This window comes from Nonomuraea sp. NPDC049607, from assembly GCF_040675375.1.
Taxonomy (GTDB): Bacteria; Actinomycetota; Actinomycetes; order Streptosporangiales; family Streptosporangiaceae; genus Nonomuraea.
In genome coordinates, this window is the sequence record NZ_JBFAOV010000002.1 from 334602 (window position 1) to 355658 (window position 21057).

20 protein-coding genes are annotated in these 21057 nt (G+C 71.1%); 6 read left to right on the top strand and 14 right to left on the bottom strand.

From position 1 onward, the window contains the following. Nucleotides 1-520: 520 nt before the first annotated feature. Nucleotides 521-1465 carry a sensor histidine kinase gene (locus AB0J97_RS05815; protein WP_364084980.1) on the top strand — a complete coding sequence of 315 codons (945 nt, stop codon included), beginning with the start codon at nt 521-523 and terminating at the stop codon, nt 1463-1465. On the opposite strand, the gene AB0J97_RS05820 is transcribed toward AB0J97_RS05815, so the two are convergent. Then, the gene (locus AB0J97_RS05820; RefSeq protein WP_352324845.1) at nt 1462-2049 is read right to left on the bottom strand and encodes a sigma-70 family RNA polymerase sigma factor; all 588 of its coding nucleotides are present in this window, start codon (nt 2047-2049) and stop codon (nt 1462-1464) included. The two genes, AB0J97_RS05815 and AB0J97_RS05820, sit on opposite strands and share 4 nt — an antisense overlap. Nucleotides 2050-2298: 249 nt before the next feature. Between AB0J97_RS05820 and AB0J97_RS05825 the strand changes: the two genes are divergently transcribed. Then, a complete protein-coding gene (locus AB0J97_RS05825; RefSeq protein WP_364084984.1) occupies nt 2299-3372 on the top strand; it encodes a PLP-dependent cysteine synthase family protein in 1074 nt (357 codons plus the stop codon). A 13-nt stretch (nt 3373-3385) separates the two neighbouring features. Here the strand turns inward: AB0J97_RS05825 and AB0J97_RS05830 are convergent, their stop codons facing one another. Then, complete coding sequence (locus AB0J97_RS05830) at nt 3386-4381, bottom strand: iron-siderophore ABC transporter substrate-binding protein (protein WP_364084987.1); 996 nt, start codon at nt 4379-4381, stop codon at nt 3386-3388. 98 nt (nt 4382-4479) lie between these two features. Between AB0J97_RS05830 and AB0J97_RS05835 the strand changes: the two genes are divergently transcribed. The 3 genes from AB0J97_RS05835 to AB0J97_RS05845 are packed head-to-tail and all read left to right on the top strand — an operon-like array spanning nt 4480 to nt 7339. Then, on the top strand, nt 4480-5508 hold the full coding sequence (locus tag AB0J97_RS05835; RefSeq protein WP_357697715.1) for an iron ABC transporter permease: 1029 nt from the start codon (nt 4480-4482) through the stop codon (nt 5506-5508). Then, nucleotides 5505-6548 (top strand): iron chelate uptake ABC transporter family permease subunit, encoded by a 1044-nt coding sequence (locus AB0J97_RS05840; RefSeq protein WP_364084991.1) that lies wholly within the window; start codon nt 5505-5507, stop codon nt 6546-6548. The genes AB0J97_RS05835 and AB0J97_RS05840 overlap by 4 nt, the downstream gene beginning before the upstream one ends. Beyond that, nucleotides 6545-7339, top strand: a complete 795-nt coding sequence (locus AB0J97_RS05845) for an ABC transporter ATP-binding protein (protein WP_357697711.1) — start codon at nt 6545-6547, stop codon at nt 7337-7339. Before AB0J97_RS05840 ends, AB0J97_RS05845 begins: the two co-directional genes overlap by 4 nt. Nucleotides 7340-7414: 75 nt before the next feature. Here the strand turns inward: AB0J97_RS05845 and AB0J97_RS05850 are convergent, their stop codons facing one another. The 6 genes from AB0J97_RS05850 to AB0J97_RS05875 all read right to left on the bottom strand — a co-directional run bounded on the left by AB0J97_RS05850 (nt 7415) and on the right by AB0J97_RS05875 (nt 16047). Further along, on the bottom strand, nt 7415-9091 hold the full coding sequence (locus tag AB0J97_RS05850) for a tetratricopeptide repeat protein (protein WP_364084996.1): 1677 nt from the start codon (nt 9089-9091) through the stop codon (nt 7415-7417). Nucleotides 9092-9344: 253 nt separating this feature from the next. Next, nucleotides 9345-10520: a signal recognition particle-docking protein FtsY gene (ftsY, locus tag AB0J97_RS05855; RefSeq protein WP_364084999.1), complete on the bottom strand. Its 1176-nt coding sequence runs from the start codon at nt 10518-10520 to the stop codon at nt 9345-9347. Between the two features lie 67 nt (nt 10521-10587). Further along, nucleotides 10588-14289, bottom strand: a complete 3702-nt coding sequence (gene smc / locus AB0J97_RS05860; RefSeq protein WP_364085002.1) for a chromosome segregation protein SMC — start codon at nt 14287-14289, stop codon at nt 10588-10590. 165 nt (nt 14290-14454) lie between these two features. Then, on the bottom strand, nt 14455-14649 hold the full coding sequence (locus AB0J97_RS05865) for a hypothetical protein (protein WP_026214481.1): 195 nt from the start codon (nt 14647-14649) through the stop codon (nt 14455-14457). Nucleotides 14650-14839: 190 nt separating this feature from the next. Continuing rightward, complete coding sequence (locus AB0J97_RS05870; RefSeq protein ID WP_357697705.1) at nt 14840-15148, bottom strand: acylphosphatase; 309 nt, start codon at nt 15146-15148, stop codon at nt 14840-14842. After that, a complete protein-coding gene (locus AB0J97_RS05875) occupies nt 15145-16047 on the bottom strand; it encodes a LysR family transcriptional regulator (protein ID WP_364085007.1) in 903 nt (300 codons plus the stop codon). Before AB0J97_RS05875 ends, AB0J97_RS05870 begins: the two co-directional genes overlap by 4 nt. Nucleotides 16048-16140: 93 nt before the next feature. Between AB0J97_RS05875 and AB0J97_RS05880 the strand changes: the two genes are divergently transcribed. Further along, complete coding sequence (locus AB0J97_RS05880; RefSeq protein WP_364085010.1) at nt 16141-17295, top strand: MFS transporter; 1155 nt, start codon at nt 16141-16143, stop codon at nt 17293-17295. On the opposite strand, the gene mutM is transcribed toward AB0J97_RS05880, so the two are convergent. The 6 genes from mutM to rsmD all read right to left on the bottom strand — a co-directional run bounded on the left by mutM (nt 17243) and on the right by rsmD (nt 21034). Next, on the bottom strand, nt 17243-18088 hold the full coding sequence (mutM, locus tag AB0J97_RS05885) for a bifunctional DNA-formamidopyrimidine glycosylase/DNA-(apurinic or apyrimidinic site) lyase (RefSeq protein WP_364085013.1): 846 nt from the start codon (nt 18086-18088) through the stop codon (nt 17243-17245). The genes AB0J97_RS05880 and mutM overlap by 53 nt on opposite strands. A 108-nt stretch (nt 18089-18196) precedes the next feature. Further along, nucleotides 18197-18916, bottom strand: coding sequence for a ribonuclease III (gene rnc / locus AB0J97_RS05890; RefSeq protein WP_357697776.1), 720 nt, complete (start codon nt 18914-18916; stop codon nt 18197-18199). Nucleotides 18917-19171: 255 nt separating this feature from the next. Further along, entirely contained in the window at nt 19172-19351 is a 180-nt protein-coding gene (gene rpmF, locus AB0J97_RS05895; protein WP_033409409.1) for a 50S ribosomal protein L32, read from the bottom strand. A 1-nt stretch (nt 19352) separates the two neighbouring features. Further along, nucleotides 19353-19904, bottom strand: a complete 552-nt coding sequence (locus tag AB0J97_RS05900) for a YceD family protein (RefSeq protein WP_357697697.1) — start codon at nt 19902-19904, stop codon at nt 19353-19355. 72 nt (nt 19905-19976) lie between these two features. Beyond that, nucleotides 19977-20453 carry a pantetheine-phosphate adenylyltransferase gene (coaD, locus tag AB0J97_RS05905; protein WP_352324821.1) on the bottom strand — a complete coding sequence of 159 codons (477 nt, stop codon included), beginning with the start codon at nt 20451-20453 and terminating at the stop codon, nt 19977-19979. A 14-nt stretch (nt 20454-20467) separates the two neighbouring features. Further along, a complete protein-coding gene (rsmD, locus tag AB0J97_RS05910; RefSeq protein WP_357697695.1) occupies nt 20468-21034 on the bottom strand; it encodes a 16S rRNA (guanine(966)-N(2))-methyltransferase RsmD in 567 nt (188 codons plus the stop codon). Between the last annotated feature and the right edge of the window lie 23 nt (nt 21035-21057).

Genomic DNA, 21057 nt, shown 5'->3' on the forward strand with positions numbered 1-21057 from the left:
GCAAAGCCCAAATGCGCATGTTTTCCCCCGAAACACCGCACGCGGGGGCCTCACGGATAGTCCTGAACCGGTCTCCCCCGTAGTTCCCTGGTCAGGTCGTCCCACCAGGGTGGGATGTCCGCGTGCAGCTCCTTGTAGCGGCGCGCCACACGCATGGCACATCCAACCGGATCCGTACCCAGATGACGACGTTTAACCGGACCTTCCTGCCAACGGTAAAACCCGTCCCTGTAATGCACGACGAGACCTATCCAGACCGAGATGGTCGCTCCGTCCCCCACCTCGTACGCGCTGGTGACACCCAGCCCGTGCAGCTCCGCCTGGAGTTTCTCCGTCGCCGCGCGGGCTTCGGTCACACGCCACCCCCTGCCGACGTTCGCATACACATGCGGTGTACCCAGCAACGGGCATCAGTCGTCCAAGACATGGAGTAATCATCAAACTCCGGGGGGTCATCCGCAGGCGATCGACGTTATTGGTCCGGTTGCGCGGCCGGGCCGGCCCTTGTTACGTTTCCGCCGTGCGCCGGGAGCGGGCACAGTCGCTGAAGCACGTCGCGGTACCGTACGACTCGGATCGGGCCTTCCTCGACCTCGTCGTGCCGCGCGTGCGCACCGCGCTGGACGAAGACAGGCGCGTGCTGGTCGTCAACCGTCCCGACCGGCTGGCGCTGCTGTCGGAGGCCCTCGACGGCGACGCGCGCCGCATCGACAGCCGCCTGTCCAGCTCCTGGTACGGCCACCCCCACCGGATGCTGGCCGCCTACCACGAGTACACGCGCGGGCGGCCCACGCTCGTCATCGGCGAGCCCGTCTGGACCGATCTGAGCGAGCCGCGGATCCAGGACCTCATCCGCTACGACTCGGTCGTCAACGCCGCCCTCGCCGCGGCCCCGTCCGTCATGATGTGCCTGTACGACCTGCGCCACGTCCCCGAGCCCGTCCGGGAGCTCACCTCGGTCGTCCACCCGCTGGTGCTGGGGGCCGGGGGCGAGACCGCGAGCGGCCGCTTCGTGGAGCCCCACGAGCTGGTGCTCGACGGCGACGACGCGCCGTTCCCCGAGCCGGGCCCGGGGGCCTGCCTGGTGCGTTTCACGGCCCGCGAGCTCAAGCGCCTGCGTCAGAGCGTCGGCGACTACGCCAGGGCGGCCGGAATGGACCGCAACCTCATCTCGTCGCTGGTGCTGAGCGTCTCGGAGATCGCCGCGAACTCCGTCGAGCACGGCGCCGGGTTCGGCACGATCACGATGTGGGTGGAGGAGCGCGACCTCGTCTGCGAGATCGCCGATCCCGGCGGGACGCTCGACGACCCCTTACCGGGCTACATACCGCCGGAGCCCGAGGCCCCACGGGGGTACGGGCTCTGGATCAGCCGGCAGCTCTGCGACCGGGTGCAGATGCGCGACGAAGGCGGCGTGTTACGCGTCCGCCTTCGTCTGTCCCTGGACTCGCCCGGTTCCTCCTAGGCGGCCGCGCGGGGGGCGGGAAGGCGCACGGCGCCCTCCTCCCGCGCGTAGTCCTCCAGCATGCCGCGGAGCTGGCGGCGGCCACGGTGCAGGCGGGACATCACGGTGCCGATGGGCGTCCCCATGCGCTCGGCGATCTCCTTGTACGCGAACCCCTCGACGTCGGCCAGGTAGACGGCCACGCGGAAGTCCTCGGGCAGGGAGCGCAGGGCGTTCATCACGACGCTGTCGGGCAGCCGGTCGAGCGCCTCGGTCTCGGCCGAGCGCAGGCCCGTGGAGGTGTGGGACTCGGCGGCGTGCAGCTGCCAGTCCTCGATGTCCTCGGCGGCCGACAACTTCGGCGAGCGCTGCTTCTTGCGGTAGTCGTTGATGAAGTTGTTGGTGAGGATGCGGTGCAGCCACGCCTTGAGGTTGGTGCCCTCACGGAACTGGTGATAGGACGTGTACGCCTTGGCGACCGTCTCCTGCACCAGGTCCTCGGCGTCGGCGGCGTTACGGGTCAGGCGCATGGCGGAAGCGAACAGCTGCGACGTCACGGGCACGACATCGCGCTCGAACCAGTCCTGACGCTGCTCATCGGTCATAGTGATCAATTTCATTCCCCCTTGCGCTATCCCCCGTTCGGCACAAGCCGCCTGACAGCGTTCCTCATCCTCGCAACTCCCGAGTAAGGGTGGCGTTAGGAGAGTTCGCCTAGGTCAGAAGGGGTTTCAGTCCATCGGGCTCGCGGCGTGCGTGGTCACGTCCACGGCCGGACAAGTCTCATTATCATAACACTACCCACCCAATATCGTAGGAATAGTGGTCAGAGTCACAGGGGATAGCGTATGGGCATGGAATCTGTGGACCGTCACGACACGGGGACACGCCGGTGGGTGGCGGAGGCCATCCGCAAGGTGGAGGCCGACGCCAACCGGAGTTGTGACACTCACCTGCACGTCTTTCCGCTTCCCTCGGACTGGGGTGTAAACCTCTACCTGAAAGACGAATCGGTGCACCCGACCGGTTCACTCAAACACCGGCTCGCACGGTCCCTGTTCCTGTACGGCCTCGCCAACGGCTGGATCGGCCCGGCCACCACGATCGTGGAGGCGTCCAGCGGTTCGACCGCGGTCAGCGAGGCGTATTTCGCCCGGTTGCTCGGCCTGCCGTTCATCGCCGTCATGCCCGCGTCCACGTCGCCCGAGAAGTGCCACCTCATCGAGTTCTACGGCGGGAAGTGTCATCTGGTCGCCGACCCGGGGGCGATCTATGACGAATCTCACCGGCTGGCCGCCGAGACCGGGGGCCACTTCATGGACCAGTTCACCTACGCCGAACGCGCGACCGACTGGCGAGGCAACAACAACATCGCCGAGTCGATCTATTCCCAGATGTCCATGGAGCCGCATCCCGAGCCCGCCTGGATCGTGGTGGGCGCCGGCACCGGCGGCACGTCGTCCACGATCGGCCGCTACATCCGCTACCGCCGCCACCCCACCCGCCTGGCGGTGGTCGATCCGGAGGGCTCGGCGTTCTACCCGGGCTGGGTCTCGGGCGACACCTCGGTGACGGCGGCCGGGTCGCGGATCGAGGGCATCGGGCGTCCGCGGGTGGAGCCGTCGTTCCTGCCCAGCGTGATCGACCGCATGATCGCCGTCCCCGACGCCCGGTCGATCGCCGCCATGCACTGGACCCGCGAGGTCACCGGTCTCGACGTCGGCGGCTCGACGGGCACCAACCTGGCGGCCTGCGTCGACCTCGTCAGGGAGATGCGCGAGGAGGGCCGCCAGGGCAGCATCGTCACCCTGGTCTGCGACCGCGGCGACCGCTACAAGGGCACCTACGACAACCCGGAATGGCTGGCCGGCCAGGGGCTGGATCTCGAACCCCACCTGGCCGACCTGCGGGCCTTCCTGCCGCGCTGAGCGTCCGCGCGGGTCAGGAGGCGGGCTTGGCGGGGTCGACCGAGAACGTCTGGGCCAGGTCGTCCAGGATGGCGTGGGCGCCCTGGATGCCCACGGCGCTCATCCACGTCAGGTCGCTGACCTCGTGCTTTTCTCCCTTGAGCCGGCCCCACAGCGGGTTGCCGACGAACTTCTCCTTGGGGCCGTCGCTGGCCGGGTCCGGATAGGTGGCGACGAAGATGTGGTCGGCGTCGAGGTCGGCGATGCGTTCCTGGCTGACGTCCACGGCGATGGCGTCGTCCTTGGTGGGCTGGCCCTCAGGACGCGGGAAGCCGACGTCCTTCAGCACGACCCCGGAGTAGGACTTCTCGACGTACAGCCGGACGGTGGGCTCGCCGGCGAAGCGCACGATCGAGATCGTCGGCAGCTTCCCGCCCTGCTTGTCCTTGATCGCGGCCCCGATCTTGCCCGCGCGCTCCTCGAACGCCTTGATCCTGGAGTCGGCCAGGTCCTCCTTGCCCAGGGCGCGGCCCATGAGCCGCAGGTTGTCCTTCCAGATGGCGCCGGTCGTCTCGCTGAAGACCGTCGGCGCGATCTTCGACAGCTTGTCGTACAGGGCCTCGTGCCGGACCTTGGCCGACACGATCAGGTCGGGCTTGAGCGCGGCGATCTTCTCCAGGCTCGGCTGCTCCAGCGTGCCGACCGAGGTGGCCTCCTTGCCGTACTGGGCGACGAGCGGGCCGAGGTAGTCGGGCAGCTTGGTGTCGATCGACCGGTAGGTGGTGTAGCCGATCACCGGGGTCTCCAGCGTGAGCACCGCGTCCACGAAGCTCTGGTCGAGCGCGACGACCCGCTTGGGCTGCCCGGAGATCTTGGTCGAGCCCATCGCGTGCTCGATCGTCCTGGCGGCCGGGTCGGCCGACGACGCGGCCGAGGATCCCGCCGGGGTCTCCGTCGAAGTCCCTGTCGAGCCGCACGCGGCCACCCCCGCCACCAGCAGTGCACCGGCCAGCAACCGCCACGCTCTCATCAGAACCCTTTCCCTAGGTAAGGCGAACCTAAATTAGGTTAGCCCTGCCTAACCTGGCATACTTCACCACGATCGGGCAAACAAGGGGAGGAAATCTGGTGACCGCGCTCGCGCCCCGCCTCATCGGCATCCGGCGCCGGCGGCTCGTCCTCCTGCTCGTCCTCCTGGCCGCCGTCGCGGTCGCGGTGGTGCTGAGCATCACGGTCGGCTCGAAGCCCGTACCGCCGGGCGCCGCCTGGCAGGCCCTCACCGCGCCCACCGGCAGCGAGAACGACATCATCATCCGCTCGCTGCGCGTCCCGCGTACCGTGCTCGGGGTGCTGGCCGGGATCGCGCTCGGCGTCGCGGGCGCCCTCATGCAGGGCCACACGCGCAACCCCCTCGCCGACCCCGGCCTGCTGGGCGTCACGCAGGGCGCGGCGTTCGCCATGGTGGCCTCGATCATCCTGCTGGGCGCCTCCAGCCTGCTCGCCTACATCTGGTTCGGCCTGGCGGGCGCCCTGGTGGCCAGCGTGGCGGTGTTCGCGCTCGGCATGACGGGCGGCAGGGGCGGCCCCACCCCGGTCACGCTGGCCCTGGCCGGCACCGCGGTCAGCGCCCTGCTGTACGCCATGACCTCGGCCATCGTGCTCCTCGACGAGCAGGCCATGGACGTCTTCCGCTTCTGGCAGGCCGGCTCCATCGCCGCCAGAGGCCCCGACGTGGTCTGGCAGGTGCTCCCGTTCATCCTCGCCGGCCTGCTGCTCGCCCTGGTCAACGCCCCGGGCCTGAACGCCCTGTCGCTCGGCGAGGACGTCGCCCGCTCGCTCGGCCAGAACATCGCCCTGACCAGGACGGTCGGCGTCGCCTCGGTCACCCTGCTGTCGGGCGCGGCGGTGGCGGCCTGCGGCTCGCTGGCGTTCGTGGGCCTGATCGTGCCGCACCTGGCCCGGCCGCTGTCGGGCACCGACCACCGGTGGCTGCTGCCGTACTCGGGGCTGGTCGGGGCGGCGTTGCTGCTGGTCGCCGACGTGATCGGACGCGTGGTCGCCCCTCCGGGCGAGCTGGAGGTCGGCGTCGTCCTCGCGCTGATCGGCGCCCCCTTCTTCGTCGCCCTGGTCCGCCGCAGAAAGCCGGTACGGCTATGACCGCGCTCCCCCTGCGCCTCGGCGCCCTGTCCTGGCGGCTGCGCCTGCGTGCCGTCGCCGTCAGCGTGACCGGGCTGGTGCTCCTGGTCATGCTCATGGCGCTGAACATGCGCATCGGCGACCTCCCGATGAGCCTGACGGAGGTGCTCCAGGGCACCTTCGACGTCAACAGCGCGGCCCACTTCGTCATCATGGAGCTGCGCCTGCCGCGCGCCCTGACCGGCGCCCTGGTCGGCGCCGCGCTCGCGCTGTCCGGCGCGATCATCCAGTCCATCGCGCGCAACCCGCTGGCCAGCCCGGAGATCCTCGGCGTCACGACCGGCGCCTCGGTCACCGTCGTGGCCGGCGTGGTGGCCAGCGGCAGCGTCTACGGCGGCACCAGCGGCCTGCTGGCCAGCCTGGGCGTCCCCGCGCTCGCGCTGCTCGGCGGCCTGCTCGGCGCGGCCGTCGTCTACGGCCTGGCCTGGCGGCGCGGCCTGGACGGCTACCGCCTGGTCCTGGTCGGCATCGGCGTGGCCGCCGTGTTCACGAACGTGAAGTTCTGGCTGCTGACCGTCGGCGACGTGAACGACACCGGCCGGGCCATGGTCTGGATCAGCGGCTCGCTCAACGGGCGCGGCTGGGAGCACGTCGTCCCCGTGGCGCTCGCGCTGGCCGTGCTCATCCCGGCCACCCTGCTCGGCACCCGCTCGCTCGACGCCCTGCGTTTCGGCGACGACGTGGTCACCGCCCTCGGCGTACGCGTGAACGCGGCCCGCGCCCTGCTGATCCTGGCCGCCGTGCTGCTGGCCGCCGTGGCCACCGCCTCGGCCGGGCCGATCGCGTTCGTGGCGCTCGCCTCACCGCAGATCGCGCTCAGGCTGGCCCGCTCGGCCCGGCCGCCGCTGCTGTGCTCGGCGGTCACCGGGGCCGTGCTCACCGCCGGGGCCGACCTGATCGCGCGGACCGTCTTCTCGCCGATCGAACTGCCCGTCGGCATCGTCACGGCCGTGCTGGGCGCACCGTACCTGATCCACCTGATCTGGAGGGCACGCAAATGAGGCTGCAGGCCGCGGGCGTCAAGCTCGGCTACGGCGACCGGACCATCGTGGACGGCCTCGACCTCGGCATCGAGGCCGGCACGGTGACCACCATCATCGGCCCGAACGGCTGCGGCAAGTCCACCCTCCTGCGCGCGCTGGGCCGCCTGCTCAAACCCCAGGGCGGCCAGGTCCTGCTGGACGGCAAGCGCATCGACGCCATCCCCACCCGCGAGGTGGCCAAGGTCCTCGGCGTGCTGCCGCAGGCGCCCTCGGCCCCCGAAGGGCTCACCGTGGCCGACCTGGTCGCCAGGGGACGCCATCCGCACCAGACGTGGTACCGGCAGTGGTCCTCCGACGACGAGTCGGCGGTCGCCGCGGCGCTGTCCATGACCGGCCTGGCCGACCTCGCCGAACGTCCGCTCGACGAGCTGTCGGGCGGCCAGCGGCAGCGGGCGTGGATCTCCATGGCCCTGGCCCAGGGCACCGACCTGCTGCTGCTCGACGAGCCCACCACGTTCCTCGACCTGGCCCACCAGGTGGAGGTGCTGGAGCTCGTCCGGCATCTGCACGAGCAGGCGGGCCGCACGGTCGTCATGGTCCTGCACGACCTCAACCTGGCCGCGCGCTACGCCGACCGGCTGGTGGCCATGCGCGCCGGCAAGGTCGTGGCCGCGGGCGCCCCGCACGAGGTGCTGACCGAGGAGCTGCTGCGCGAGGTGTTCGAGCTGGACGCGAAGATCATCGAGGATCCGGTCGCGGGGACGCCTCTCGTGGTGCCGATCGGGCCGCTCGCGGCTCCGCGAGCCTGACCCGCCGCACCGGCGACAGCGCCACGCCCGCCGCGATCACCGGCCGGCCCGCCCCGGCGAAGGCCGCGCATCCCCTCAGACCTCGGCCAGTGCCCGTCCGACGTCCTGGTCGTCCGGGGCCAGCTCGGCGGCTCGGAGCAGGTCCTGTCTGGCCTCCTTCGCCCGGCCCAGCTCCCGGTAGACCATCGCCCGGTTGAACAGCAGCTCGGCCGTCTCCGTCAGCTTCAGCGCGCGGGTCAGGTCGGACAGCGCGCCGTCGTGGTCGCCGCGTTCGAAGGCGGCCACGGCCCGGTTCCCCCACGCGGCGGCCAGGTCGCGGTCGATCTCCAGCGCGCCGTCGAAGGCCGCGTACGCCTCCGGGTAGCGCCCCTGGGCCGTCTCCACCTGGCCGAGCACGCACAGCAGGTGGGCGTCGCGCGGCCGGAGCGCCAGGCCGCGCTCCACGTCGCGTCTGGCCTGCTCGTACTCGCCGTGGAGGGCGAGCAGGCCGGATCTGTTGACGTACGCGGGGGCGAAGCCGGGGTCGAGCTCCAGCGTGCGGTCGAGGTCGGCGCGGGCGCCTTCGAGGTCGCCGGCCGCGAACCGCAGCTCCGAGCGGTTGTAGTACGCCTCGGGGAAGGGCGGGCTGAGCCGCATGACGGCCTCGTAGTCGGCCAGGGCCTCGGCCGGTCTGCCCAGCATGTTCAGCAGGTTGCCACGGTCGAGGTAGTAGTCCGGATAGCCGGGGTCGGCGTCGATCGCCGCGGTGTAGTCCGCCAGCGCCTCGTCGTACCGGCCGGCCTGGGCCAGCAGCTGGGCCCTGTTGGCGCGCAGCACCAGCAGGTGGACCGGATGCTCGCCCGCCAGGTGCTCCTCGGCCAGCGCGACGGCCTGCTCGACCAGCCGCAGCGCGGCGTCGGGACGCCCCGCGCGCAGCTCGACCAGGGCCTTGCCGTTGAGGTCGAAGCCCAGGTGGAAGGCCCGTTCGCGGACGTCGGGCAGCAACGACGTGATCGTGACGGCCTCGTTGATCCACGCCATCGCCTCGCCGGGGTCGCGGCGCGCGGGGTCGTGGTGGCGTACCAGGATCATGGCGGTGGCGTAGGCGATCGTGGCCCGGTGCTTGGGGTCGGTGCTGACGCGCCTGGCCCGGTCGTAGAGCTCGCGGGCCTCCTCCTCGCGTTCCACGGCCTCCAAGGCGGCGGCGACGCGCTGGACGAGCGTGCGCCACCCTTCGGGATCGTCCTCGTACGCCATGCCGCGCAGCGCCTCCGTACCCGACTCCGCCATCGCGTGATGGAAGCCTTCGTCGCGGTAGCGGTCGAAGTCCCCGCACAACGGGCCCTCACCGGGCGACGACGGGCCTTCCTCGACGCGCAGCAGCCCGGGGTCGAGCCGGCGGCGCAGCACCTCGACCAGCTCGGCGTCGGTGTGGTCGGCCTCGCCCAGGTTCGACACGACGAGCGTGAGCGGCCCCGTGACGGTCAGCAGCTCGCGGACGAACTCGACCAGCCCGTTGGCGATCCTGAGGCTGCGGCGCGCCCCCGGGATGAGGATGCGCTGCGCCCTCGGCAGGTCGTCGGCCAGCGAGCGCCTGCGCGCCGGGACGAGCGGCCGCAGGCGGGGCGCCGCGACCCGGAGCTCCACGTCGTGGGCGGCCACCAGGTCGGGCCGCCGGTCGAGCGCCTCGGGGACCAGCAGGTCGAGCAGCGCGGCGGCCATCGTGTAGGGGCCGGCGACCCGGCGGTCGGCGTCCAGGGCGATCGTCCTCACGACCGCCCCCTTCCCAACGGTCGGCGTTCCCGTGCGGAAACGCCGACCCAGAGACAGGTCAAACGCAGTGCCGCGGTGAGGCGAGCGTGGTGGGCCTGACAGTCCCGGGACGATGGACGACGATCTTCTTCATGGGCATCCCCTTGGTGATCGCGGATAACCCGAACATGTCAGCACAAAGCTAACTAACGACTCAAGACTTTTCTGGTAACGGCTATTTCGGCATGAATTAGGACATGACCGATAAAAGCGGTCAGTCGCCCAGGATCGCGTCCACGAAGACCTCGGGGTCGAAGGGCGCCAGGTCGTCGGGCCCCTCGCCGAGCCCCACGAGCTTGACCGGCACGCCCAGCTCGCGCTGCACGGAGATCACGATGCCGCCCTTGGCGGTGCCGTCGAGCTTGGTGAGCGCGATGCCGGTGATGTTCACCACCTCGGCGAACACCTGGGCCTGGCGCATGCCGTTCTGGCCGGTGGTGGCGTCGAGGACGAGCAGCACCTCGTCGACCGTGGCCTTCTTCTCGATGACCCGCTTGACCTTGCCCAGCTCGTCCATCAGGCCGGTCTTGGTGTGCAGGCGGCCCGCGGTGTCGACGATGACGACGTCGACCTTGTCCTCGATGCCCTTGGCCGTGGCCTCGAAGGCCACCGAGGCCGGGTCGCCGCCCTCCGGGCCGCGCACGGTCTCGGCGCCGACCCGTTCGCCCCACGTCTGGAGCTGGTCGGCCGCCGCCGCGCGGAAGGTGTCGGCCGCGCCGAGCACGACCTTCTTGCCGTCGCCGATGAGCGAGCGGGCGAGCTTGCCCGTGGTGGTGGTCTTGCCGGTGCCGTTGACGCCCACGACGAGGACCACGGCGGGCCGCTCGCCGTGCTTCTGGACATGCAGGCCACGGTCGAGGTCGGGGTTGACCTGGGCCAGGAGCTGCTCGCGCAGCAGGGCCCTGACCTCCGTGGGCGTGCGGCTGCCCAGCACCTTGACCTTGGTACGCAGCTCCTCGACCATCGCCTGGGTCGGGGCCACGCCCACGTCGGCGGTGATCAGGCGCTCCTCGATCTCGTCCCAGACGTCGTCGTCGAGCCGGTCACGCGACAGCAGCTCCAGCAGCCCGCGGCCGAGCGCGCTCTGCGAACGCGCCAGACGCGAACGCAGCCGCACCATCCGCCCCGCGGACGGCGGCGGCACCTCGACCTCGGGCGCGATGACCATCGGCTCGGCCGGCGCGACCGGCGGCGGCACCGTGGTGACCGCGCCGTCGACCTCCTCGACCGGGCCGGCCGGCCGCTTCTCCTCCTCGGGAAGCGGCGGCGCCTCCGGCGGCGGCACGGGCGGCGCCGCCTTGCCACCCGGCTTGAACAGCAGGAAGAGGCCGCCGGCCGCCAGCAGGGCGACGACGACCACGATCACTATGACGCCGAGGTAACCATCCACAAGATGTCAGTTTTCCAGATCGACCGGCATGGTCATGCCCAAGGCACACGGATGATGACAGGCCGGATCAGGCGGATTCGCGCTCCCGCAGGCGCTGGCTGACCACCTGCGTCACGCCGTCGCCGCGCATGGACACGCCGTAGAGGGCGTCGGCGATCTCCATCGTGCGCTTGTTGTGGGTGATGACGATGAGCTGGGAACTCTGCCGCAGCTCCTCGAACAGGGTCAGCAGGCGCTGGGTGTTGGTGTCGTCGAGGGCGGCCTCGACCTCGTCCATGACGTAGAAGGGTGAGGGCCGGGCCTTGAAGATGGAGATCAGGAACGCCACCGCGGTCAGCGAGCGCTCGCCGCCCGACAGCAGGGACAGCCGCTTGACCTTCTTGCCCGGCGGTCTGGCCTCGACCTCGATGCCGGTGGTGAGCATGTCGGTGGGGTCGGTGAGCACGAGCCGCCCGTCGCCGCCCGGGAAGACCCGGGTGAAGATCTGCTCGAACTCGCGGGCGACGTCCTCGTACGCCGAGGCGAACATCTGCTCGACCCGGTCGTCGACCTCCTTGACCACGGTCAGCAGGTCGCGCCGGGTCTTCTTGAGGTCCTCCAGCTGCGAGGTCAGGAACGCGTGGCGCTCCTCCAGCGCGGCGAACTCCTCCAGCGCCAGCGGGTTGACCTTGCCGAGCTGGGTCATCTGCCGCTCGGCGGCCCTGGCCCGCTTCTCCTGCTCCTCCCGGACGTACGGGACGGGCGGGTCGCCGGGCACGAGGGCGTCGGGGCCGTACTCGGAGATCAGCGTCTCGGCCTCGACGCCGAACTCCTCCATCGCCCGCTCCTGGAGCTGCTCCAGCCGCAGACGCTGCTCGGTGCGGGCCACCTCGCTGCCGTGGGCGCGGTTGACCAGCTTGTCGAGCTCCTGGCCGAGCTCACGCACGCGTACGCGGACCTGCTTGAGCTCGGCGTCGACGGCGACGCGGGCGAGGTCGGCGTCGTCGCGCTCGCGGGAGGCGAGCTGGATCGAGGAGGTGAGCGCCCTGAGCACCTGTTTGGCGCCCTTGCTGACCGCCTCGGCCAGCACGGCCTGCCGCCTGCGCCTGGCCCGCTGTGCGGCGGCCTGGGCACGTTCCTGGCGCTCGCGCTGGGCGGCCCGCAGCAGGCCGTCGGCGCGGCCCTCGATGCCCTTGACGCGCTCCTCGGCCGTGCGCACCTGCAGGCGGGTGTCCATCTCGCGGTGCCTGGCCGTCTCGCAGGTGGCGGCCAGGTCGTCGCGCAGGTCGGTGGTGGGCTCGGTCTCCAGCTCCTGGGCGTATTCGGCCTCGGCCAGCCGGATCTCCAGCTCGGCCAGCTCCTCCAGCCCCTCGGTGCGCGCGTCCTGGGCCGCGGTGACGCTGCGGGCCAGGCGTTCGGCCTCGGCGTGCGCGGCCTGCGCGGCGGCCTCCAGCTGGGCCAGCCGCTTGGCCGCCGCCGCGTTGCGCTGGTCGGCCTCCCGCTGGCGGGCCCTGACCTGGTCGAGCACGCCCTGGGCGGCGCTCACGCCCGCCTGGGCGGTGGTGACCGCGCTCTGGGCCTCGTTGACGTGCGCCTGGGCCGCCTCGACGGCGGTCTGGGCCGCCTGCTCGGCCTCGATCGCCTGGTCGAGCGCCTCGGCCGTGGCCTCCGCCCTGGCCTCGGCCTCCCGCAGGTCGTGGACGGCCTCGTCGAGCGCCGCCCGCACCTGCAGGACGGAGGTGCCGCCGGCCGACCCGCCGCTGGCCAGATGGGCTCCCAGCACGTCTCCGCCCTCGGTCACCACGCGCAGGTCGGGACGCAGCCCCACCAGCTCGCGGGCCGCTTCGAGGTCGCCGACCACGACGACCCCGGCCAGCACGTGGTCGAGCGCGGGCCGCAGCTCGTCGGGCACGGTGACCAGATCGGCGGCCCACCGCCCGCCCTGCGGCGCCTCGGGCCGCGATCGCGCAACCTGGGAGTGATCGGCGCTGTCCGAAACCCCGGCCTGGGCCACCAGCAGCGTGACCTGCCCCGCGTCGGCGTCGCGCAGCAGGCCCAGCGCCTCGACGGCGCTGTCGAGCGTCTTGACGGTGACGGACTCGGCGACCGGGCCGAGCACGGCGGCCACGGCCAGCTCGGCGCCCGGCGTGACCTGCATCGAGGCGGCCAGCGGGCCGAGCACCCCGGCCAGGTCGGCGTCGAGCAGCGCGGCGCCGCCGTCGCCCTTGGCCAGGCCCAGCTCCAGGGCGTCGCGGCGGGCCTGGAGCGCGGCCACGGACCGCTGGGCCTGCTGGTCGGCGGCGCGGGCCGTGGTGACGCCCGCCTTGGCGGCCTGGACGGCGGCCCGCGGCCCGTCGAGCCCGGCCTTGGCCTCGTCGGCGGCCACGCGGGCCTCGTCGGCGGCGGCCCTGGCCTCCTCGACCACGGCCTGCGCGGTGGCCAGCTCCTCGGCGAGCGCCGGATCGACCGCGGGCTCCTCCTCCTGCTGGTTCTCCAGGTCGATCAGGGCCTGCCGCTCGCGCTCGGCGGCGTCGGCCACGGCCTTCTCCAGCCGCCCGATCTCCTCCTCGGCCGCCCGCGCCCTGCTGCGTACGGAGTCGACCTGCCCGCGCAGCCTGGCCAGGCCCTCGCGGCGGTCGGCGGCGGCCCGCGCGGCCATCGCCAGGCGCTGCTCCTCCGCGCTCAGCTCGGCCTCGGCCGCGGCCCGCCCCTGGACGGCCTCCGCCAGCAGCTCCTGGGCGTGTTCGAGCTCGGCTCCGAGGATGTGCTCCTGCTCGCGCACCTCGCCCGCCTCGCGTTCGAGGTCTTCGGGGTCGCGGCCGCGGCGTTCGATGGCGGCGGCGTCGAGGGCGTGGCGGTGGCGTTCGGCGGCGAGCTGTTCGAGGCCGGTGATGCGCTCGCGCAGGGAGGAGAGCCTGAAGAAGGTCTCCTGGGCGGCGCTCAGCCGCGGCTGGGCCTCGGCCTCGGCGGCCTCCAGGGCGGCCTCGCGCTGCTGGCCCTCGGCCAGCTCGGTCTCGACCTGGTGGCGCCTGGTCGTGACGGCGGCCTCGTCGGCGGCCTCGCGTTCGAGCGTGGCGCGCAGGATGCCCAGGTCGTCGGCGAGCAGCCGCAACCGGGCGTCACGCAGGTCGGCCTGGATGACGGCGGCCTTGCGGGCGATCTCCGCCTGGCGGCCGAGCGGCTTGAGCTGGCGGCGCAGCTCGGTGGCGAGGTCCTGGACCCGGGTGAGGTTGGCCTGCATGGCGTCGAGCTTGCGCAGCGCCTTTTCCTTGCGCTTGCGGTGCTTGAGCACGCCCGCGGCCTCTTCGATGAAGGCGCGGCGATCTTCGGGGCCGGCGTGCAGCACGGCGTCGAGCTGGCCCTGGCCGACGATGACGTGCATCTCGCGGCCGATGCCCGAGTCGGACAGCAGCTCCTGGATGTCGAGCAGGCGGCAGGTGTCGCCGTTGATGGCGTATTCGCTCTGCCCCGACCGGAACATCAGCCGGCTGATCGTGACCTCGGTGTAGTCGATCGGCAGCGCGCCGTCGGAGTTGTCGATGGTCAGCGTCACCTCGGCGCGGCCCAGCGGCGGCCTGGAGGAGGTGCCGGCGAAGATGACGTCCTCCATCTTGCCGCCGCGCAGCGACTTGGCGCTGTGCTCGCCCATGACCCAGGCCAGGGCGTCGACGACGTTGGACTTGCCCGAGCCGTTGGGGCCGACGACGCACGTGATGCCCGGTTCGAGACGCAGGGCGGTCGCCGAGGCGAAGGACTTGAAGCCGCGCAGGGTGAGGGCCTTCAGGTACAAACGCCGACCCCCTGTCTTCCCGGCCTCCGGCTGAACGGGCTTCGGAAAAGCCTACTGGTCCCCGCCGCCCGTCGTGGGCATGTCGGTGACCAGCGCTTTTTCACCAGGGAAAATAACAAGGGACGCCTCTTCGAGACGTCCCTGGGTCTTGCGCTCCGATCACTCTCAGGTGAGTGCCGGCTCGCGCTCCTGCAAGCGACTGAGCGCTTCGTCGCGGGTCTGCGCCGCAAGAGCGTCGTTCGTGGCCTGAAGTCGGATGAGTTCTGCCTCCAGATCCCGGATACGCTGCTGCAAGCGGCGCATCTCCGAGACCATTCGAGGGTCAGGACCGCCGACGTGGCCGAGTAGAGCCTTCGCCATGGTAAAGGGTCCTCCACGCTGAGTGACCAGACTGGTTCGCGCACTTCTATTCCGCGGGAGGGGTGCGCGTGGTACTTAACAAGAGTCGCACCGGCAGTGTGGGCGGTCAAGTCGATCCAACCGCAACGCCCCACTGATAGGCACTCCCGACATATAACTATACCCTATTTGGGCCGTTTAGCAAAAGCGACTACCGCTCTACAAAACCGCTCAAACTACCTCGGGGTTCACTCCATCGTTCCACTACTCCATCGACCCTTCCCGGCGTGTCGCAACCCTTGAGCAGCTCCAACAGCTTGACGCACGCCTCCTGCGGCCCCTCGGCGACGACCTCGACCCGGCCGTCGTCGGTGTTCCGCGCCCAGCCGGTGAGGCCGAGCTCCAACGCCCGTGCGCGCGTCCACCATCGGAAGCCCACTCCCTGGACCCTGCCCCGCACCCAGGCGGTTACTCGGACGTTTCCCGAAGCTTTGTCGCCATTACTCTTCGTATCCGTCATGCCGCCACCGTCTCATGCCGCCGTACGACTTCCATGGCCAACTCGTTGAAGGCCAGGATCGAGGCCGTGCGTCCGGCCCGCAGCCAGGCCAGGCCCAGGATCGACGGAGGCAGGCCGGTGACCGGCACGAACGCGATGTCGGGCCGGCGGTGGTGGTCGGCGCTCGGCTTGCAGAAGAGCATGCCACCGCGGTTCAGGGCGACCTGCGTCAGGCCCTCCTGGGTGGTGGCCACCGAGCCGGCCCGCGCGATCGGCCGCCCGGAAGGGGTGAGGGTGGGGGCGATGTGCTCCTGCCAGCGGCGCGGGGCGGGGTCGTCGAGGCCGAACAGGGCGACCGAGGCCAGCTCCTCGGCGTCCACGCCGGCGCGGGCGGCCAGCGGATGGCGTACGGACAGGCCCAGCTCGACCGGGCAGTGGTTCAGCTCCGCGCCGCCCTCCAGGTCGGGCTCTTCGAGGGGCAGCAGCGTGAACGTCAGGTCCACCCGCCCCTCGCGCAGCTTGCTGAACGGGTCGGAGAGCGGCACCTCCACCAGCTCGACCATGCAGCCCGGGTACCGGCGCTCGAACGCCGCCACGCTCCCGGTGACGATCTCGGTGGGCGTGGCCAGGAACCCCACCCGCAGCAGGCCCGCGACCTCCCGGGCCGAGGCCGTCGCCCGCGACACGGCCGCCGCCATGCCGTCGTAGGCGGGCCGCAGGTCGGCCAGGAAGCGACAGCCGAGCGGCGTCAGGCGCACCCGCCTGCTGGTGCGGTCGAACAGCCGGCCGCCGATCCGGGTCTCCAGCGCGCCGATGAGCTGGCTCACCCGGCCGGGCGACAGATACAGGCGCTCGGCCGTACGCGCGAAGTGCAGCTCCTCGCTCAGCACGACGAAGCACTCCAGTTCCCTGAACTCCATGCCACTCCCGGGACGCGATCGCTTAGCCTGCCTAAAGCAAGGCTTCGAGCTTCGTCATTGTTCCGCCCCCGGCCGATGACGAGGCTGAACGGCATGACGACTCTTGAGACCTCCACTGTCGCGCGGGCCCGCTGGCTCGCCGTGCTCGCGGTCGCGGTGGGCACCTTCACCGTCGTGACCAGCGAGATGTTGCCCGTCGGCCTGCTGACCTCGATCGCCTCCACCCTGGGCGTGTCCGACGGCACGGCCGGGCTGATGATGTCGCTGCCGGGGCTGGTCGCGGCCGTCTCGGCGCCCGTGCTGGCCCTGGCCACCCGGCGGCTGGACCGCCGCGTCCCCTTGCTCGGCCTGATGGCGTTGCTCGCGGTGGCCAACCTGGCGGCGGCGTTCGCGACGAGCTTCCCCGTCATGCTGGGCGCGCGGGTGCTGACCGGGATCAGCATCGGCGGGTTCTGGGCCTTCGCGGCCGGGCTCGGCCTGCGGCTGGTGCCCGAGCGTTCGGTGGGCCGGGCCACGTCGGTCATCCTGGGCGGCGTGTCGGTGGCCTCGGTGCTCGGCGTGCCCGCGGCCACGCTCATCGCCTCGGCGGCCGGGTGGCGCACGTCGTTCGGGGTCATGGGCGGGGTGGCGCTGGTGCTGCTCGGGGTGCTGGCCGCCGTGCTGCCGCCCATGCCGGGCGAGGACGCCGCCGGTGGCTCGCGCGCGCCGCTGCCGGGAGCGCTGCGGGTCGTGCTGGCGGCGACCGTGCTGATCATCACCGGGCACTTCGCGGCCTACACCTACGTCCGGCCGTTCCTGGAGCAGGTCTCCGACGCCGGTCCCGCCCTGGTCAGCGTGGCCCTCCTGGTGTACGGCGCGGCCGGCGTCGTCGGCAACTTCGTCGCGGGCGCCAGGGCGGCCAGGAACCCCAAGCCGGTGCTGATCGTCCTGGCCCTGCTCATCGCCGTGTCCACGGCGGCGCTGGCGCTGGTCGGGCTGCCCCTGGTGATGCTCGTCGTGTGGGGACTCGGCTACGGCGGCGTCGGCGTGGCGCTGCAACTGTGGATCATGCGCTCGGGCGGGGGCGAGCTGGGCACCGCGCTGTTCGTGGGCGCGTTCAACGTCTCGATCGCGCTCGGCTCGTTCGTCGGCGGCCGGGTGGTGGACGGCGTGTCGATCTCGTCGGTGATGTGGCTGGGCGCCGCGCTGGCCCTGCTCACCGCGGCTTTCGCTGGCATTTGGGGCAGGAGTACGACGACCGGTTCATGAACGCCTCCCGCCTGATGGGCGTGCCGCAGCGGGAGCACGGCAGGTCGCGGCGGCCGTAGACCTCCAGGGAACGGTCGAAGTAGCCGCTCTCGCCGTTGACGTTGACGTAGAGGCTGTCGAAGGAGGTGCCGCCCTGCTGCAGGGCGGCGCCCATCACCGTGCGGACGCCGGCCAGCAGCTCGGCGATCTTCGGACGGGTGAGCGTCTCGGTGGGACGGGCCCAGTGCAGCCGGGCGATCCACAGCGCCTCGTCGGCGTAGATGTTGCCGACGCCGCTGATCAGCGACTGGTCCAGCAGCGCCCGCTTGATCTCGGTGCGTCTGGCCCTGAGCCTGCGGGTGAACTCCGCCTCGTCGAACGACTGCTCGAACGGGTCGGGCGCGATGTGCGCGATCGGCGCGGGCACGCCACCGACGAGCGGGGTCAGCATGACGTGGCCGAACGTGCGCTGGTCGACGAAACGCAGGTCGGGGCCGCCGTCCTCGAAGCGGAGGCGTACGCGCAGGTGCTTCTCGGGCGGCGTCTGCGGATCGACGACGAGCAGCTGGCCGCTCATGCCCAGGTGGGCCAGGAGGGCCTCCTCGGCGCCCGACAGGGGCAGCCACAGGTATTTGCCGCGCCGCTCGGCCGACAGGACCGTACGGCCCTTCAGGCGGGCGGCGAACTCGTCGGCCCCGGGGACGTGCCGCCGGATCGCCCGCGGGTGCAGCACCTCCGCGGCGGCGATCTCGCGGCCGACGACCCATTGCGCGAGGCCGCGCCTGACGACCTCGACCTCCGGCAGCTCAGGCACCGTGCACCAACCGTCCTCTCGACTTCCCCGGCCGCAGGGCATGCCGCGGCGGAGACGGATCCGCAGTCACAACGCCGGACGCGGGCCGGGGCTTCCCGAGTGCCGGGGTCAGCTCGCGGGCTGGCTCTCGCGCTGCTCACGGCGGGCCCGGATGCGCGTCCAGGCCGCCTCGGCCGCCTGCTGCTCGGCCTCCTTCTTGCTGCGCCCGGTGCCCGAGCCGTAGGACTCGCCGCCGACGCGGACCATCGCCGTGAACGACTTGGCGTGGTCGGGCCCGCTCTCCTCGACGTGGTACTCGGGCACGCCGAGCGCCTCGGAGGCGGTGAGCTCCTGAAGGGAGGTCTTCCAGTCGAGCCCCGCGCCCAGCGAGGCCGAACGCACGATCAGCGGGTCGAACAGCAGATGGACGACCCGGAACGCCTCGTCGAGGCCCTTGTCCACGTAGATCGCGCCGATCAGCGCCTCAAGCGTGTCGGCCAGGATCGAGGACTTGTCGCGGCCGCCGGTGCCCTCCTCGCCCCTGCCGAGCCGCAGGAACCGGCCGAGGCCCAGGTTGCGGGCGACGTCGGCCAGCGCGCGCATGTTGACCACCGCGGCGCGCAGCTTGGCGAGCTGCCCCTCGGGCAGGTCGGGGTGGTTGCGGTAGAGGGTGTCGGTGACCACGAGACCCAGCACCGAGTCGCCGAGGAACTCCAGGCGCTCGTTGGTGGGCAGGCCGCCGTTCTCGTACGCGTACGAGCGGTGCGTCAGGGCCCGCTCAAGGATGTCGGGGTCGAGGCCGACGACCAGGACCCGCTGCAGCTCTTCCCGGGCGACCTCCACGGCCACCGGCTTAGGACCTGCGCCCACGTGTTTCCTCCTCGGACATCTTCACAAGGCGGCCGCGGAAGATGCCCGAAAACGTGGTGGGCGTCGGGGTAACACGTTAGCCCCGGCGTCCACCACGGCCGCGGGCGAACCGCCGCCGTACGCTTCTACAGACGTTAACGCCGACCGAGGCACAATGGCACCCGGTCGGCATCACGTCAACTGCTGACGGTGAGCCCGCCGCCGGCGTGACGGGCGGGCCGGCTGTCAGTGTGATCAGGCGGACGGCTCGATGACCTGACGACGGTTGTAGGTGCCGCAGGTGGGGCACGCGATGTGCGGCTGCTTGGGCGAACGGCACTGCGGGCAGCTCACCAGGGCGACAGCAGTCGTCTTCCACTGGGAGCGACGGGCGCGGGTGTTGCTCCGCGACATCTTTCGCTTCGGGACGGCCACGTCACTTCTCCTGATCGTTATCGTTCTCGGAAATCAGACCTTGCAACGACGCCCAGCGGGCATCGATCTTCTCGTGCCGGTGATCGGCGCCGGCCTCGGCCAGCTTGATCCCGCACTCCGTGCAGAGCCCCTCGCAGTCCTCGCGGCACACGGGGCTCAGCGGCAGTGCGAGCACCACCGCGTCACGGAACGTCGGCTCGAGGTCGAGCAGCTCCCCGTCGAGCAGCGAGTCCTCCTCCGAGGCGTCCTCGTCGGAGTAGAAGAACAGCTCCTGCAGATCGACCTCGATGTCCGAGGTGATCGGGTCAAGGCACCGCGCGCACTCCCCGGCGAGCGGGGCGTGCGCCGTGCCCGAGACGAGCACGCCTTCCATCACTGCTTCGAGCCGGAGGTCCAGCTCGACTTCGGCGTCTTTGGGGACACCGATCATGTCGACGCCGAGGTTAGCCGGTGCCGGAAGGGACAGGGTCATCTGCCGCATCGTGCCCGGTCGCTTCCCCAGATCATGAGTGGAGAGCACCCAAGGGGAGCGGGGGTCGAGGTGCTGAGTCATCCTGCTCTCGCTAGGCATGGCGAAGACGCTCGCCGTCGTACAAGGCCGAAATGAAAGGATACCAGGTCGCGGTCAGCCCCTGAGACGCTCGATGAGCAGCTTGTGCACCAGGTCAGGGACCAGGCCGGACACGTCGCCACCATACCGCGCGATCTCCTTGACCCGGCTGGAGGACAGGAAGGAGTACTCGGGGTTGGTGGGCATGAACAGCGTCTCGACGCCCGAGAGACGGTAGTTGAGCTGGGCCATCTGCAACTCGTAGTCGAAGTCGCTGACCACCCTGATGCCCTTGACGATGGCGGGGATGTCGTTGTGCTTGCAGAAGTCCACCAGCAGGCCGTGGAACTTCTGCACCTTGACGTTGGGATACTCCTTGGTCACGGTCTGAAGGATCTCGATCCGTTCGTCGACCGTGAACAGGCTGCTCTTCTCGATGTTGATGAGGACCGCCACGACCACCTCGTCGTACAGGCGGGCGGACCGGCCGATGATGTCGAGATGGCCATTGGTGATGGGGTCGAACGACCCCGGGCAGACAACGCGGCGCAAGACGCCTCCCAGGTCTACGGGTTCCCGGCGGCGCGACCGTACCAAACGGATGCTTCGCCGTATCTACGGACCCTCTCCTCAACATAACCTTCCGGCCATATCAAGGACTTTCCCCTGGTTTCCCGCTCGAACGCCACCAGCCCGTCGTCCACCAGCCAGCCGTGGTCACGCAGCAGCTCCAGGACCCGCGTCACCTCCCCGTCGCCCAGCGCGTACGGCGGATCGGCGAAGACGATGTCGTACGGCTCCTCCGGCGGCTTGGCCAGGACCCGTTCCACCTTGTCGCCCACCAGCTCGGCGCCTTCGAGGCCGAGCGACTGGATGTTGGCCCTGATCGTCCGGATCGCCTTGGCGTCGGACTCGACGAGCAGCGCGTGGGCCGCGCCCCTGGACAGCGACTCCAGCCCCACGGCGCCCGAACCGGCGTACAGGTCGAGCACGCGGGCCTCGCGCAGGCCGTAGAGGGAGTCGAGGGTCAAGAAGATGCCTTCCCTGGCCCTGTCGCTGGTCGGCCTCGTGCCGCGCCCCGGCGGCACGGCCAACCGCCGCCCGCCCGCGCTCCCCGCGATGATCCGAGTCATAAGGGCCATTGTTCCGCATGTTC

Bases quoted from the DNA above. Each gene is read 5' to 3' on its own strand.
- AB0J97_RS05825 (WP_364084984.1), top strand. From the start codon at position 2,299: ATGGAATCTGTGGACCGTCACGACACGGGGACACGCCGGTGGGTGGCG.
- AB0J97_RS05880 (WP_364085010.1), top strand. From the start codon at position 16,141: ATGACGACTCTTGAGACCTCCACTGTCGCGCGGGCCCGCTGGCTCGCC.
- AB0J97_RS05845 (WP_357697711.1), top strand. From the start codon at position 6,545: ATGAGGCTGCAGGCCGCGGGCGTCAAGCTCGGCTACGGCGACCGGACC.
- AB0J97_RS05820 (WP_352324845.1), bottom strand. From the start codon at position 2,049: ATGACCGATGAGCAGCGTCAGGACTGGTTCGAGCGCGATGTCGTGCCC.
- AB0J97_RS05870 (WP_357697705.1), bottom strand. From the start codon at position 15,148: ATGACGGATACGAAGAGTAATGGCGACAAAGCTTCGGGAAACGTCCGA.
- AB0J97_RS05865 (WP_026214481.1), bottom strand. From the start codon at position 14,649: ATGGCGAAGGCTCTACTCGGCCACGTCGGCGGTCCTGACCCTCGAATG.
- AB0J97_RS05830 (WP_364084987.1), bottom strand. From the start codon at position 4,381: ATGAGAGCGTGGCGGTTGCTGGCCGGTGCACTGCTGGTGGCGGGGGTG.
- AB0J97_RS05900 (WP_357697697.1), bottom strand. From the start codon at position 19,904: ATGACTCAGCACCTCGACCCCCGCTCCCCTTGGGTGCTCTCCACTCAT.
- rsmD (WP_357697695.1), bottom strand. From the start codon at position 21,034: ATGACTCGGATCATCGCGGGGAGCGCGGGCGGGCGGCGGTTGGCCGTG.
- AB0J97_RS05875 (WP_364085007.1), bottom strand. From the start codon at position 16,047: ATGGAGTTCAGGGAACTGGAGTGCTTCGTCGTGCTGAGCGAGGAGCTG.
- AB0J97_RS05840 (WP_364084991.1), top strand. From the start codon at position 5,505: ATGACCGCGCTCCCCCTGCGCCTCGGCGCCCTGTCCTGGCGGCTGCGC.